The sequence below is a fragment of the Salinispira sp. genome, assembly GCF_059431795.1.
In genome coordinates, this window is the sequence record NZ_JBXWXS010000001.1 from 47,158 (window position 1) to 60,908 (window position 13,751).

Below are 13,751 nucleotides of genomic sequence, written 5' to 3' on the forward strand. Positions count from 1 at the left end.
ATTAGACAGCCGGGGCCATATACTCCGAATAACCCGGGCATCAATCGGCAATCCTGTAGCCTCCCGGGGCTGTTTCTTTGAGAATAAACCCTTCGCTTTCAAGATTCCGAAGAGTGTTATGTATACGGACCCTGTCATGACCATGTTTTCCAAACACTGTCTCAACATGGGAAAAAATGCCTTCTTCATCCGCAGGGCCCTGTTCTGTTAAAAAATGAAGAATGCCCGAGCGAAGCTGTCTCAGAGAGCCTTCAAAAGGACTTTGACGGGAGTAGTGGGCGCTTCTGCGGTTGGCGTTGCCTGATTTCCGTTTCAGCTCAACACCGTAATCCATGAGAGCCCAGTACCAGACCCTCGGGTTCTCCCTGAAAAGAGTCTTCTCGATAACCGGCATAATATCCCGGTCCCGAACTCCTGCTTCCCGGGCCTTCGGGGTTGCGTACCTGTCGGCTGACTCAGCCGGGTAACCGGCGCCCTCTGTTTCCTGCTCCGGAAAAAACTCATGAATCATTACCCGCCGGATATTGGTTTCTATGAACACCACGGGAAGATTAAAAGCGAAGGCGGATATGGATCCGGCAGTATTAGGGCCGATTCCCGGCAGCTTCCTCAACTCATCGGGATCGGCTGGAAGGCGGCCGGCATAATCCCGGCACACCATTCGAGCCGCTTCCCGCATGAACTTGGCTCGGCGATTATATCCCAGCCCTTTCCAGTTAGACAAAAGTTCAGGAAGAGCAGCATCCGCAAGGGATTGAAAATCCGGATAGACACGCAGAAAACGCTCATAATATTCTGTTACCCTTGATACCTGGGTCTGCTGAAGCATCATTTCTGAGAGAAAAATACTGTAAGGTGATGTATCCTCACGCCAGGGCATGCCCCGTCCCCGCTCATTGTATATATCCAATATGCGCTGCTGGAATCCTTGAATTCTCCACCCGGCTAACTCCATTGAAGCGCTCCACAACAATACCCCGTTTTTGAAAATGGAAGCCGATACAATTCATTCAAGGAGACCGGCCTCATGGAGATGCTCAAGGAGAACCCCGGCGGAGAATTCCTTCATTCCACCGGGAAAGAGGAAGTGGGCCCGGGAAAACAGCTGTTCAAGCTCCCCGGGAATGTGGTGGGGAACGCCCACTACGGTCATTCCCGCCCGGAGTCCCGCCTCCACACCGTACTGACTGTCCTCGATTACCAGGCAGTTCTCCGCAGGTACGCCCAGCAGTGAGGCGGTATGCCGGAACAACATGGGATGGGGTTTGCTTTCGGAAACTGAATCGCCGGAGCATCGCAGATCAAAGAGTTCGGTTTCACCGATGCACTCAAGGGTGGTTTGTATAATGGCCGGACTGGAGGCGGATGCGATGGCCCTGGGCAGGCCCCGGCGTTTTATCTCCCGGGCGAAGGTTATCATTTCCGGGTACGCTCTGGATTCTGTGGCGGCAATCCGTATGAATTCCCGGTTCTTCTCCTCCAGCAGGTCCGGGAAGCTGCCCTGAAGCCCTTTATGGGCCATGAGTTCACGAACAAAGGCGGCACCGCCCTTCCCCACAATATGGATCCACTCATCCGGGGTGAGCTCAATACCCTTTCTCTCCAGCCAGCTCTTGTCCGCTTCATGCCAAAGAGGTTCGGAATCCACAAGGGTTCCATCCATGTCGAACAACACAGCCTGAATTGGAGCGTTCTCCAACGGGCTTTGTTTCAGGTTTGTCCTGACAATTTTACCTTTCATGGTATCCTGTCCCGGTTCACACATCCGAGCATCTTTCAACAATAAATCTTGAAAGATGCTAAATCACGGGTCAAAATCATAATCCGTTTAATAAGAAGAGAATTATGATTTCCAAAGGCCTCGGCAATTTCCCAAAATCGCTGGTTTTTGAAATTGCCTCATCCTGTTGCTTTTTTCTGATTTTTTCGGAACTTCTCAGCTTTCCGGCTGATGCGGTTCCAGGCACCGGTAAGCCCCATGGCCTTGCGGGTATCAATAATCGTCTGGCGTCCGATCTCCCGCATTTTCATGGTACCCTGGTATATCACTTCATCCACGTAACCGCTCATGGATTCATACTTTTCCCGGCGCTCACGCATGGGGTCCATAAAAGCGTTCAGCGCCTTGGCAAGTTTTTCTTTAACTTCAACATCTCCCACGCTTCCCTTTCGGTAGCGCTCTTTCAGATCATCCACTTCCGGGGTGTCGGGGTTGAAAATATCATGATACATGAACACCGGATTACCTTCCACTTTGCCGGGGATATCTGCTCTTACCCGGTTGGGATCGGTGAACATTCCCTTTACCCGTTTTTCCACGGTTTTTGCATCATCGGAAAGAAGAATTGCATTGTTCAGGCTTTTGGACATTTTCCCCTGACCGTCGGTTCCCACCAGTGTGGCGGTACCCACGATGGGTTCGGGCACAGGGAATACCTCAGCATAATGGTGATTAAAGCGCCGTGCGATCTCCCTTGTGAGCTCCACGTGGGCCTCGTTATCCTTTCCCACCGGAACCACATGAGCCCGGGGCAGGAGAATATCCGCACTTTGAAGCACGGGGTAGCCCAGCAGACCGAATGGCATTTCGTTCAGATGCGCATCCCTGGCCATGTCTTTGAGACTGGGAAGACGTTCAAGACGGGGAACGCTTACCAGCATTTCAAAAAGGAGATTCAGCTCATAGATCTCCGGCAGTGCGGATTGCATATAGATGGTAACCTTTTCCGGGTCGATTCCACAGGCTAGGTAGTCCAGGACAATATTTCTTGCATTCTCACTGATTTGATCAATGGCTTCTTTGCTGGGCTTGGTTGTAAGCATGTGGAGGTCGGCCACAAAGATGTAGGAATCGTATTGTTCCTGAAGTTTGACCCTGTTCTGAATCGAACCCACATAGTGTCCAAGGTGCAGTTTACCCGTGGGTCTGTCTCCCGTGAGAAGACGCTTCTTTTCCATTTTTATCTCCTGATGATGTTATGCTTCTCCGGAAGGCTCTTGGTATGCTGTTCCGGTCGAGGTATTCCTGGTATTGCCGGTGCCGGGACTGTTCTGACCGTCTCCGGCGGATTTGCGTGCCCGCCTTCGTTCAGCGGCTCTTATACGGTTTGCTTTAATTCTGGCTTTCCGCTCTCCGAACGTCCCCGTTCCCATGAGAATGCTGATGTAGCGCATGCTGGGCACATGTTCAAAAACAATTTTCAGCCCCACGGTCAGAGGTACGGCCAGAAAAAGACCTGCGATTCCCCATAAATAACCCCAGATAAGCATAGCCACAAGAATAATTACCGGTGATAGATTCAGGCTGTCTCCCAGCAGTTTTGGATCGATAATGTTCCCAATAATGATCTGGGGAATAACCATGGCCAGAACCGCCAGAATAATCGGTTCATATTGGGGGAAGAATTGAATAATTGCAAACACCGATGTAATGGCGGAAATACTGATGGAACCGATGGTGGGAATAAAATTAAACAGAAATGTCAGAACAGCCCACACAAATGCAAAATCGATGCCGATTGCACTAAAGCCGAAGAATACGATAATAGAGGTGAGCAGGCTGACAAAAAACTTAACCATTAAATACCGGCCAACCTGATGGGTAATATCCGCGAAAATCCGGGCAATCCGCTCCGTTTCCTCATGGCGGATTGCGTCCACAAGTTTTCTCCTGATAAACGGTTTTTCCAAAAAGAGGAACAGCATAAAGATCAGAACCAACATGGTATTTCCCAGAAAGTTCACCAGATTTCCCGAGACCTGTCCTACGATGCTGAAAATGGTACCGCTTATCTCCAGAGTCTCAAAATAATCTCCGGGCAGATTCAGCATGCTTGCAATGAACCCGGTCACCTCAGTGTAGCGGTCCTGATACTTCCCGAAATTCCGCAGAATGCTCTGGATGCTTTCGTACAAAATCAGTCCAATAAGAAAACTCAAACCCACCAGCACAATTATCACCATGAGAATGGCCACGATCCTGGGGATTTTGATTTTTACCAGAACCTCCACAAGGGGGTTGAGGACAAAAGAAAGCAGAAATGCAACAACAAAGGGGATAAGCACCGGCCCGGCCAGTTTGAGAAAACCCATAACGAGAAGGGTTACAATTACACCAAGAAGGGCAATTACAGAACGCATGAATTTGGGAGACAGCTTTTCCATAGAGCCTAAAATAACATAAAATGATCCGGGCTGTCAGCTTATTCCGGGTCTCTCCCAATAAGTAACCATACTCGGGAATTGGGAGATAGATATTCTGATGACAGGCTATGTATTTTTCAGTAATATATATCTGAAATCTACACAGCGGCAGAGGAATCCTACATGAAATCCAAATCAGGTATTCACCGGCTTTTCAGCGAACAGCTGTGCCCGGATCAGATCAGCCATGACGGGAATTCAGCAATTGAAGAAATACTGAACAGCATGCTCCACTCCATAGGAGCAGGTATGTCCATTGCAGGCCTGGTAGTGCTTCTGCTGCTCAGCAGTAATAATCCAAGTCCATGGAAGTACACGGCATTCTCTGTATATGGTGTCAGCCAGATCATCCTCTATCTCTCATCCGCCCTGCTCCATGCCTCCGCCCCCTTTCCCCTTCTTCAACGGCGCTTTTCCCGCCTGGATCATGCTTCTATTTATCTGCTTATCGCGGGAACATATACTCCCATTACCCTGGTGATTCTCCGCACCCCCCTGGGTTGGACGCTGTTTGGTATTGTATGGGGGCTTTCGGTGTTTGGTTTTATTATGAAAATGTGGGTGGTGAAAAAGCCTAACATTGTAATCGACAGTCTCTACATACCACTTGGCTGGATGATTCTCATGGCCATAGGTCCCCTCTCGCGAATTGCTCCTCCGGGATTTTTGCTCTGGGCTATTATCGGCGGGGTTACCTACTCCCTGGGGTTCATTTTCTATGCGTGGAAAAAGCTGCCCTACTCCCATGTAATTTGGCATCTTTTTGTACTGGCTGGAAGTATCGCTTTTTATCTGGGCTTCGCCATATACATAGCCTCTGTTTCAATATCCTGATTCTTTAAGGGGAGAACCAATTAACGATGAGTAATGCGATATCCGAACGACAGCTACTGAGGAAGATCAGAGCATACAATTTCCGCCCCGTATTCCCAGATCAGGGGCTTCCTGCACCGGCTGTTCGCCTGTACCGCTCCGGGGAGCTGAGCAGATTACATCCGGGCAGCCATTCTGCCCTTGAAACCTTGGGCATCACCAGGGTAATCGATTTCCGCAGCGAGTTTGAACGTAAAAGAGCTCCCGACAAACTCCCACGGGGTGTTGCATATCATCACCTCCCCATCGACGCCGGGGGCGAAGAAGTCCACCGGAACATGCAGGAGCTTCTCAGGGGAAACGGAGAGTTGGACCCCGCCGAATACATGTCCAGCCTGGGCAGAAGGCTCATTGATCAGGCCGGCGAACAATACTCAGCGTTTTTTAATCTCCTCAGTCAGCACATGGCAGAGCAAACTTCCAATTCCTCACCTCATGCCCGGCACGACCGCTCTGTGGTTTTTCACTGTACGGCGGGAAAGGACCGCACCGGATTTGCCAGCGCAATCCTTCAACGCCTATCGGGAATGTCGACAGAAGAAGTGCTGGAGGAGTATCTGGCCTCAAACATTCATAACAAAGCCCTTATTAAAAAGATTTTTACCCGCATTCGTATCGCTAGCCTTTTCCGTGCGGATCCGGAAGTACTCAGACCCTTGCTGGAAGTCCGTGCAGAGTATCTGCTCCCGGTCCTGGATTATATTGATGAACAATGGGGAGGTGCCGAACAATTTCTCCTGGCCGGGGATGGATTAAATCTCGAGCCCTCTGTTGTCCGCCGACTTTCACAATTCAACCCCTCGATCTGACCCGGAAGATGACCAGCGAGAAGAGTTGACAGCCGCTGCCGTGCATGGTACAACTCCTTTCAATTAAATAACTTGTACTCGCAATGCCTAACCATGTAAAAATAAACGGAGCCTCACATGCAAAAACAGGGACTATCTCTCTATCTAAAAATTTCTTTAATGGTGGTGGGCATATTGATGCTTGCCTTCATTATTATGACCGTATTTCTGGAATCAGCGCTTAGACGGATTATTGTAGAGGAGAACCGGGAGGAATTCGATTTCCGGATTCATCTCATTACTGCCCGTCTGGAAAATCAGAACTCCGCGTTTCAAATTGAGAAGCGGGACATGCTCAGCAGAGAGCGTGCCGCCGGAAATTCAGCATCCTTCACCAGCGGCAATCTTGCATCGTTTGAAGAAGATCTTCTTGAGCAGATGCAAATGAACGTTCTCCGGGAACTGAAATTTCAGTATTATCAGGGAAGCGCAGCAGAAGATCTGGCCGTGTATCCTTTCATCGTGGACCGGAACGGCAATGTGGTCATGCACCCCACCCTGAGCCGAGGCAGTGATGCATTGAGTGACATGGCATTCATTCAGGAAGCAGTAGACCTTCAAACAGGAGCCATTGAGTACAGCTTGAGGGGTGAAGAAAAATGGTATACCTTCGATACCTACCTCCCCTTCGGGTGGACTGTCGGCTACGCGATGAAGACCGATGAATTGTACGCCGCGGTTAGTGATTTTAGAATCATCGAAATAAGTATCGCAGTTATCACTTTCCTGGCCGTCGGTCTGTTTACAACTCTGTTCATCCGCTCTTCCCTCATGCCAGTGAGAAACGTCCACTCCAAGATGAGTGAAATTGCCCGGGGCGGAGGCGATCTTACCCAGCGAATGGAAATAAACTCTCGTGATGAAATCGCTGCCCTATCAGGGGAATTCAATGAATTCCTCGCGTCCCTTGGAAGCATTATTGCAGATATTAAGCATGTTTCCCGGCGCACTCTGGATATCCGCAGCGATCTCAGCAGCAATACCCAGCAGACCGCCACAGCGATCCAGCAGATTTCCCAGGTCATTGACAGCATTCAGGAGAAAATGCAGCGTCTCGGTAGAAATCTGGCAAGCTCCGTTCAGCATGTGAAGGAGATCAGTGAAGCCGCCCGGGTCAATGATGATATCAGCAGATCCCAGTCAGAACTGGTAAATGAATCGGTTGCCGCGGTGAACCAGATGTTTGCTTCTATTAAAAAAGTTTCTCAGGTTGTAGAGGAGCATGCAGCCCAAAGCCGCGAACTGGTAGGCACCGCGCAGGACGGAGGCGGAAAAATGCAGGCTATGGAAACATCTTTCCGTGAAGGTGTGAGTTCCAATATTAACCATATCAGTGACTTCGTGGGTGTCATCGGCAAAATATCAGCCCAGATCAACATGTTGAGCATGAACGCCGCCATTGAAGCCGCCCACGCAGGTGAGCGGGGCAGAGGTTTCGCCGTTGTGGCCGAGGAAATCCGCCGACTTGCGGAAGAAACCTCTCAGTATGCGGGAAAAATCGGCGGCACCATCAAAGAGGTTGTTGGATCTATCAGTCAGACCGATGGGGATCTCAAGGAGGTGCATCTGGCATTCGGAAAAATCGATACCAAGGTTCAGCAGGTGTCAGGAGCATTCGACGAGATTGAATCGAATACCCAACAGCTTAACCTGGGCGGACAGGAAATCCTCCAGGCAATGGAGGAACTTTCCTCGGTTGCGGTGAATCTTAGAGAACAGTCGTCTGATGTGAATCGGAAAAGCAGCAGCATTATACAAAACATGGAAGATGTTGAAGGATTTTCCCGGGAGGTTTCCAACGGAATCGGAGAGATCAGTTCCGGTGCGGTTCAGATCGGGGAAGCAATGAGCCAGGTTGAAAAGATCGCCCGGGAGATGGGCAGTTCATCCGAATCCCTTAACGCTCGGATCCAGGAGTTCAAGACCTGATCTCTTCTGCGTAGATACAGTGAACACCGGCCTCCTTCATTTGCTGCAGGGCGGCTTCCCCATCCCCGGGTTTCAGATTCACCGCTCTGCTTGCATCCTGGATCAGATAGGTCTCATATCCCAGCTGCCGGGAATCCAGGGCGGTGAACAGCACACACACATCCAGGGCCAGGCCGGCAATATACAGTGTATCCACCCCAATTTCCTGTAAATGATCATGAAGCCCTGAAGAAGTGCGGTGATCGTTATCAAAAAAGCCGCTGTAACTATCCACTTCAGGGTCCATCCCTTTACGGAAATTTCGTTGAACAGAGTCAATCTTCAATCCGGGAATAAAGTTCGCCCCTTCACTGTGCTGTACACAATGCACGGGCCAGAGAATCTGTTCCGTTCCTTCCAGCTGCAGTACATCTCCCGGCTCCCTGTTGGGATGATTGGATGCAAAACTCATATGCTCTCCGGGGTGCCAGTCCTGGGTGGTAAAAACATGGGAAAATCGGGGAATTATTCGGTTGAGCACCGGAACAACTTCATCTCCCTTGGGAACTGCAAGGGAACCGCCTGGTGCAAAATCATTTTGTACATCTATAATTATCAGTGCATTCATACTTTTTCTCCTATACGGTCACCACAGTAAGATCTCTCCGGTAAGGTCACTCCAGTGAGGTGACTACCGGGAATCCGGCCTTCTTAGCTGGACTTTCTCAGCGGGACGCCCGGGCTTCCATGATCATATCCTGCCTGAGATTGTGAAGCCGGGTTTCATTTCCCGCCGGATAATCATGCGGATTCAGCAGCCGGGTCACCGAGGGGTGAAATCGGCTCAGTTGATCCGCCGTATAATCCCGGATTTCATCCAGGGATTTCGGAGTGTACTCAGGCTTTCCGTTGCGGAACATTGGGCGAAGAAGATCTTCGTAGCTGTATTCATTCCCGAACCTTTTCCATCTTGTGGAATCCATGGGGTCGACAATAACCCCGGGATGATCGATTCCCAATTCCAGATCGAAAATAGCATCTCCCCGGAATATTCCATCCTTACTGTACCGCCGTATTTGATGCACTCCGGGCGTACTGCTCTTGATTGCCTGTTCCGAGACTTTCAGGCGGGGGCTCCACTTCTTTAGGGCCGGTGATCCATTGATATCTCTTACAGCGCTTAATTTATATATTCCGTCCAAGGCAGGCTGATCGTATGCGGTAATCAATCGTGTACCCACACCCCAAATATCGATTTGTGCCCCCTCCTCCTTCAAGCTGGAAATCAAATATTCATCCAGATTGTTACTGGCCACAATTTTGGCATTTTTAAAACCCGCATCGTCCAGCATCCGGCGGGCCTCACGGCTGAGATAGGTCAGATCTCCTGAATCCAGGCGGATTCCAGCCAGTTCATGGCCTGACTTTCGCAGACGCTTCCCTGCATCAATTGCATTACGCACCCCGGATTCGGTGGAATAGCTGTCTACCAGGAGCAGGGAATTTCCAGGCATTACATCAACATATGAATTGAACGATTCCAGTTCATCGGAAAAGGAGATCACCCAGCTGTGGGCGATGGTTCCTTTTACCGGGATTCCGTAGTGTTTCCCCGCCATCACGTTGGAGGTTGCGGCACAGCCTCCGATATACGCTGCACGGCTGGCACTCAGTCCGCCGTTTCTCCCCTGGGCACGGCGCAGCCCGAACTCAAGGACCGGATCACCCTGGGCGGCCCGCACAATTCTGGAGGCCTTGGTTGCAATAAGCGTTGGAAAGTTAATAAAATTCAAAAGCGGAGTTTCCAGAAGCATGCATTGAAGCAGCGGGCCCTGAACCCTGAGAATAGGTTCAAAAGGAAACACAGGAGTGCCTTCAGCAAGCGCATCAATACTGCACTCAGGCTCCATATCTGCCAGATAACGGATAAAGCCCTTGTCGAATAGTCTATTGCCTTCCCCGTCCTCCAGGGCGGACAAATATTCCAGATCACTATCCGAGAAATGATAGCTGCTAAGAAACTTACCTGCTTCATCAATGCCCGCGGCAATGGCATATTGTCCGCCAAAAGGAGCCTTCCGAAAAAACAGATGAAAGGTCCCCTCCATTGAACTGCGACCCGTCTTCCACAGGCCGTATGCCATGGTGAGTTGGTACAAATCTGTGAGCAGCGGTCCATTTTCCATGATTGCTCCTTCCAGCGCCCGTTTCATCGTCTGTTTAAAGTACACTTTCCCCGTGCAGGAGACAAATTTCAGATGCCTTGATAATCATACTTGATATTGTTACGTGTATTAGTTAACTTTTTAGAAAGATGGAGGATTACAAAGAATATCCAGACTCCACGGAACATGGAATCATCCGCTGGAGACAAGGGAGGATTTTATGAGTCAATATGGCACCCCCCCAGAGCCCCATGAACTGATCCGGTGGGCTCATGAAACATATTCGGATACACTCATCATGACCACAAGTTTTGGAATATACTCTGCGGTAATGCTGCATCATGCCACATCGGTGGTACCAGATATTCCTGTCGTATGGATCGATACAGGGTATCTTCCCCGGGAAACATATCTCTTTGCCGAGGACCTGAGAAAACGTTTGTCTCTAAACCTTCACGTATACCAATCCCATATAAGCCCCGCCCGTATGGAGACACTCTATGGAAAATTATATGAATCCCGTGACCCTGAGGATCTGAACAGTTATGACTACATCAGAAAGGTGCAGCCAATGGGCCGGGCAATTAAAGAGTTGGGAGCCGAAGCTTGGATCGCCGGAGTGCGAAAAGATCAGACGGATGCCCGGAACCATCTGAAGACCCTGGATCGGCAAAACGACATAGTTAAGATTCATCCAATTTTGCACTGGACACGCTCAGATCTGCTTGCGTATCTGGATGCCCACTCCCTTCCGGCCCATCCCCTCCACCAGGAAGGGTATGAAAGCGTGGGAGACGCACATTCATCCAGAGCCATGAGAGAGGACGATCATCATCCCAGAGATACCAGATTTCATGGTGTTAAGCAGGAATGCGGCTTGCATCTGGACCTGCGTCCGGACCAAATACAGGCTTTGGATTCAAGCAGACTGTAATTCGTAGTGAATGCCCCAAAGAATGTGGAAACCGCTCCGCTACCGGCGGTCATGGAACACCTGCAGTTTCTTGACATCAAACCATATCTCCATATATATTCCTATAAGATATTTAACCAAGGAGTGTACATGTTACCCATTGTCGTAAAGCCCCGGTTTCGTTTCGAATTACTGGCTGCAGCGGAATAACTTCACAAAGTAAGCTTTACAGGGTGTAAATCCGGGTTAAACCCGCCCGTTCTCTGAATCTGGGAACAGCCCCCCTTCCTTTCTTGTAAGTTTTCCTCTGCCTTCTGATCAGTACCGGTAGCAGTCCGGTCGCGGCTTGTCCTTTAGAGGAAGACATTACCAATGAACACAATGCATCTTGAATCCATCGGTTGGAACTCCGTTTGGAATCAAAAATTTCACCATATTAATGAAACATCCGCAGGAAACCTATATCTCATGCCTGCACGGGTTATCGGGAAACATCATGATCTGTTCACCGTTCAAAGCGAATTGGGAGAACATCTATGCACTCCGGCGGGCAAACTCAGGCTTGAACAGAGTTGGCCTGCAGTGGGTGATTGGGTTTCCATCCAACTCCCCCACGGTCAGTCCGACGGAGTAATTCATCACGTTTTGGAACGAAAAAGCAGATTTCAGCGCAGCGCGCCGGGCAAACGCAGCTCGGTTCAAGTAATCGCATCCAACATAGATCTGGTGTTCATTATCTCCGGCCTGGATGGGGATTTTAATCTCCGGCGCATAGAGCGCTATATGACCCTGGCCTGGGATTCGGGCGCCACTCCGGTCTTGGTTCTCAACAAGGCCGATTTAGTGGAACATAGCGATGAATTTGTCCGGGAAGCGGAACTGTACAACCCGGGAGCTCAAATCTACTGTATCTCTGCAAAATATGGCACCGGCGTAGAAGAGCTGAAAAGCCGTCTTCACGGTGGACGCACTGCGGTTTTCGTGGGTTCATCCGGATCCGGAAAATCAACCCTGCTCAATACACTTCTGGGAGAGAATGTTCAGAAAACCTCAGCCCTCCGTTCCAATGACCATCGGGGAAGACACACCACAACCAGTCGTCAGCTTTTTCCTCTGGCTGATTCCGGTGCCATAATCGATACTCCAGGGTTGCGGGAAGTGGGATTGAGTGCAGATTCCGCCGCCATGGACACCAGCTTCAACGACATTTTTGAACTTGCGGCATATTGCCGGTTCAGCGACTGCAGTCATGAGCACGAACCGGGTTGTGCAGTCCTGGAGGCGGTCAGAGAGCAAAGAATTCTCCCAGACAGATACCAAGCCTATCTCAAACAAAGGAAGGAACTGCACTTCATACATAACCGGCAGGATGCTCTGCGTAAAAAACGTGAATGGGAAAAGGAAGTGGCCCAGTATGTGAAGAAGCAACGGAAACGGGCCGGAAAAGGGAGGGATGCTGAAAATGGGTCGTAAATATGAACAAAAATTTGAATCGGTGAGCAACGGCTTCGGGCCCTTCCAGTGCGCACACTGCGGTATGCCTGTGGCTCTTCCGACTTCCGGTTCGCGGCACCGCAATCATTGTCCTGCCTGCCTTCACAGCCTCCACGTGGATCTGCTGCCGGGAGACCGGCGCAGCCGCTGCAAAGGAATTATGCATCCTATTGCCCTCTGGGTAAAAGACAATGGAGAACTTTCAATTCTCCATCGTTGCGAAAAATGCGGAACTGTGAAATCCAACCGAATTCTCCCCGACGATAGTGAATTAATCATCGGCGAACTTGCAAAGCGGCCCGCCATGGCGGTGGGTCTTGCATAGTTGAACCAAAAAAACGGGATGTCCGGATTATAGCCCGGACATCCCGCATGTATTCACATGTATCTTCTAAAATAGAAGATGTTTACTGCATTTTCAGCTGACCTACAGCCTTCTGTATCAGACCGAAGTAGTCATAGAAGTCGGAGGCAGTTGCTCCGGTTACAGCATCGGCAACAGACCATTTACGCATACCGTCGCTGTCCTCTTCGCTGGCACGAACAATTTCAGCGGGAGAGAAGCCTACGCCGGTGGTTTCTGCAAACTCTTCAATCGCTTCGATGTTGCCCATCCAGCCGAGACCAAAGTTCCAGTACTCTGAACCCCGCTTAAACAAACCGCCGTAATTAGTGGTCTCAACGGCTTCAGCCTGTCCGCCGAATTCTTTGAATATCTTGAAACCGCCGGCTGCGATGATGTCGTAGTATGCTTCCATGGTGGAATGATTGCGCAGGATAGCTTTTTCCAGTACGGTATTTCCCGCAGCTTCACCGTTTTCATCGGCGGCTACATACACAAGTGCCGTACCTACAGTGGATCCGGTATATACGGTGCCATCGTATTCAACCCATTTGGCAACACGAACTTCAGAACCCCGCTGAATGTAAAAGACGGTGTTGTCTTCGGTCCAGCCGTCTTCGCCCACAGTTACAACGGCCAATGAATGGGGGAGAAAAGCTTCATCCAGGGTTACATCCAGGCGGCCATCCGCATCGGTTGTAACCACAGCCTGTCCCACGTATCCGCCGTGAGTATATGCATATGCTTCGACAACCTGATTCGGTGCAAAACCGGTTGGCGCTTCAGCGCTTGAACAGCCAATCAATACGATTGCAATCAGAGCAATCATGAGTACTGATATGATTTTCTTCATAGTCGGTACCTCGTCTCCTTAAAGATTCAATCCGGATTAACACCCGGACTATAGGAGTATAATATAATATATTTCACATTAAATCCAGTACTTTCCTATTATTTTATGTAATCAGCTTTTTATGTGAATTTTTTTGTGATTATTTCATATC

At 49.9% G+C, this 13,751-nt stretch carries 13 protein-coding genes; 6 read left to right on the forward strand and 7 right to left on the reverse strand.

What is annotated here, in order from left to right:
• Positions 1 to 40: 40 nt before the first annotated feature.
• From AC52PS_RS00205 to AC52PS_RS00220, 4 genes are all read right to left on the reverse strand, one after another.
• Complete coding sequence (locus tag AC52PS_RS00205) at positions 41 to 955, reverse strand: HhH-GPD family protein (protein WP_495561006.1); 915 nt, start codon at positions 953 to 955, stop codon at positions 41 to 43.
• A gap of 51 nt (positions 956 to 1,006) precedes the next feature.
• Positions 1,007 to 1,741 carry an HAD family hydrolase gene (locus AC52PS_RS00210; RefSeq protein WP_495561007.1) on the reverse strand — a complete coding sequence of 245 codons (735 nt, stop codon included), beginning with the start codon at positions 1,739 to 1,741 and terminating at the stop codon, positions 1,007 to 1,009.
• 158 nt (positions 1,742 to 1,899) lie between these two features.
• Entirely contained in the window at positions 1,900 to 2,958 is a 1,059-nt protein-coding gene (trpS, locus tag AC52PS_RS00215) for a tryptophan--tRNA ligase (protein ID WP_495561008.1), read from the reverse strand.
• Between the two features lie 18 nt (positions 2,959 to 2,976).
• Complete coding sequence (locus AC52PS_RS00220) at positions 2,977 to 4,164, reverse strand: AI-2E family transporter (RefSeq protein ID WP_495561009.1); 1,188 nt, start codon at positions 4,162 to 4,164, stop codon at positions 2,977 to 2,979.
• 162 nt (positions 4,165 to 4,326) lie between these two features.
• On the opposite strand from AC52PS_RS00220, the gene trhA reads away from it, so the two are divergent.
• The 3 genes from trhA (at position 4,327) to AC52PS_RS00235 (ending at position 7,853) form a co-directional block, all read left to right on the forward strand.
• Entirely contained in the window at positions 4,327 to 5,037 is a 711-nt protein-coding gene (gene trhA / locus AC52PS_RS00225; RefSeq protein WP_495561010.1) for a PAQR family membrane homeostasis protein TrhA, read from the forward strand.
• Between the two features lie 26 nt (positions 5,038 to 5,063).
• Positions 5,064 to 5,885, forward strand: a complete 822-nt coding sequence (locus tag AC52PS_RS00230) for a tyrosine-protein phosphatase (protein ID WP_495561011.1) — start codon at positions 5,064 to 5,066, stop codon at positions 5,883 to 5,885.
• 117 nt (positions 5,886 to 6,002) lie between these two features.
• Complete coding sequence (locus tag AC52PS_RS00235) at positions 6,003 to 7,853, forward strand: methyl-accepting chemotaxis protein (protein ID WP_495561012.1); 1,851 nt, start codon at positions 6,003 to 6,005, stop codon at positions 7,851 to 7,853.
• Here AC52PS_RS00235 and pncA read toward each other — a convergent pair.
• Complete coding sequence (gene pncA / locus AC52PS_RS00240) at positions 7,843 to 8,460, reverse strand: bifunctional nicotinamidase/pyrazinamidase (RefSeq protein ID WP_495561013.1); 618 nt, start codon at positions 8,458 to 8,460, stop codon at positions 7,843 to 7,845. The two genes, AC52PS_RS00235 and pncA, sit on opposite strands and share 11 nt — an antisense overlap.
• A 97-nt stretch (positions 8,461 to 8,557) precedes the next feature.
• Positions 8,558 to 10,018 carry a nicotinate phosphoribosyltransferase gene (locus tag AC52PS_RS00245; protein ID WP_495561014.1) on the reverse strand — a complete coding sequence of 487 codons (1,461 nt, stop codon included), beginning with the start codon at positions 10,016 to 10,018 and terminating at the stop codon, positions 8,558 to 8,560.
• Between the two features lie 199 nt (positions 10,019 to 10,217).
• On the opposite strand from AC52PS_RS00245, the gene AC52PS_RS00250 reads away from it, so the two are divergent.
• From AC52PS_RS00250 to AC52PS_RS00260, 3 genes are all read left to right on the forward strand, one after another.
• Positions 10,218 to 10,931, forward strand: coding sequence for a phosphoadenylyl-sulfate reductase (locus AC52PS_RS00250; RefSeq protein ID WP_495561015.1), 714 nt, complete (start codon positions 10,218 to 10,220; stop codon positions 10,929 to 10,931).
• Between the two features lie 351 nt (positions 10,932 to 11,282).
• Positions 11,283 to 12,383 carry a ribosome small subunit-dependent GTPase A gene (gene rsgA / locus AC52PS_RS00255; protein ID WP_495561016.1) on the forward strand — a complete coding sequence of 367 codons (1,101 nt, stop codon included), beginning with the start codon at positions 11,283 to 11,285 and terminating at the stop codon, positions 12,381 to 12,383.
• Positions 12,373 to 12,729 (forward strand): RNHCP domain-containing protein, encoded by a 357-nt coding sequence (locus tag AC52PS_RS00260; RefSeq protein WP_495561017.1) that lies wholly within the window; start codon positions 12,373 to 12,375, stop codon positions 12,727 to 12,729. Before rsgA ends, AC52PS_RS00260 begins: the two co-directional genes overlap by 11 nt.
• A gap of 82 nt (positions 12,730 to 12,811) precedes the next feature.
• Here the strand turns inward: AC52PS_RS00260 and AC52PS_RS00265 are convergent, their stop codons facing one another.
• Positions 12,812 to 13,600: a hypothetical protein gene (locus tag AC52PS_RS00265; protein ID WP_495561018.1), complete on the reverse strand. Its 789-nt coding sequence runs from the start codon at positions 13,598 to 13,600 to the stop codon at positions 12,812 to 12,814.
• Positions 13,601 to 13,751: the final 151 nt, after the last annotated feature.

Coding starts and splice junctions, on each gene's coding strand:
- AC52PS_RS00250 (WP_495561015.1), top strand. CDS start 10,218: ATGAGTCAATATGGCACCCCCCCAGAGCCCCATGAACTGATCCGGTGG.
- AC52PS_RS00205 (WP_495561006.1), bottom strand. CDS start 955: ATGGAGTTAGCCGGGTGGAGAATTCAAGGATTCCAGCAGCGCATATTG.
- trpS (WP_495561008.1), bottom strand. CDS start 2,958: ATGGAAAAGAAGCGTCTTCTCACGGGAGACAGACCCACGGGTAAACTG.
- AC52PS_RS00220 (WP_495561009.1), bottom strand. CDS start 4,164: ATGGAAAAGCTGTCTCCCAAATTCATGCGTTCTGTAATTGCCCTTCTT.
- AC52PS_RS00245 (WP_495561014.1), bottom strand. CDS start 10,018: ATGGAAAATGGACCGCTGCTCACAGATTTGTACCAACTCACCATGGCA.
- AC52PS_RS00235 (WP_495561012.1), top strand. CDS start 6,003: ATGCAAAAACAGGGACTATCTCTCTATCTAAAAATTTCTTTAATGGTG.
- AC52PS_RS00265 (WP_495561018.1), bottom strand. CDS start 13,600: ATGAAGAAAATCATATCAGTACTCATGATTGCTCTGATTGCAATCGTA.
- rsgA (WP_495561016.1), top strand. CDS start 11,283: ATGAACACAATGCATCTTGAATCCATCGGTTGGAACTCCGTTTGGAAT.
- pncA (WP_495561013.1), bottom strand. CDS start 8,460: ATGAATGCACTGATAATTATAGATGTACAAAATGATTTTGCACCAGGC.
- AC52PS_RS00230 (WP_495561011.1), top strand. CDS start 5,064: ATGAGTAATGCGATATCCGAACGACAGCTACTGAGGAAGATCAGAGCA.
- AC52PS_RS00210 (WP_495561007.1), bottom strand. CDS start 1,741: ATGAAAGGTAAAATTGTCAGGACAAACCTGAAACAAAGCCCGTTGGAG.
- trhA (WP_495561010.1), top strand. CDS start 4,327: ATGAAATCCAAATCAGGTATTCACCGGCTTTTCAGCGAACAGCTGTGC.
- AC52PS_RS00260 (WP_495561017.1), top strand. CDS start 12,373: ATGGGTCGTAAATATGAACAAAAATTTGAATCGGTGAGCAACGGCTTC.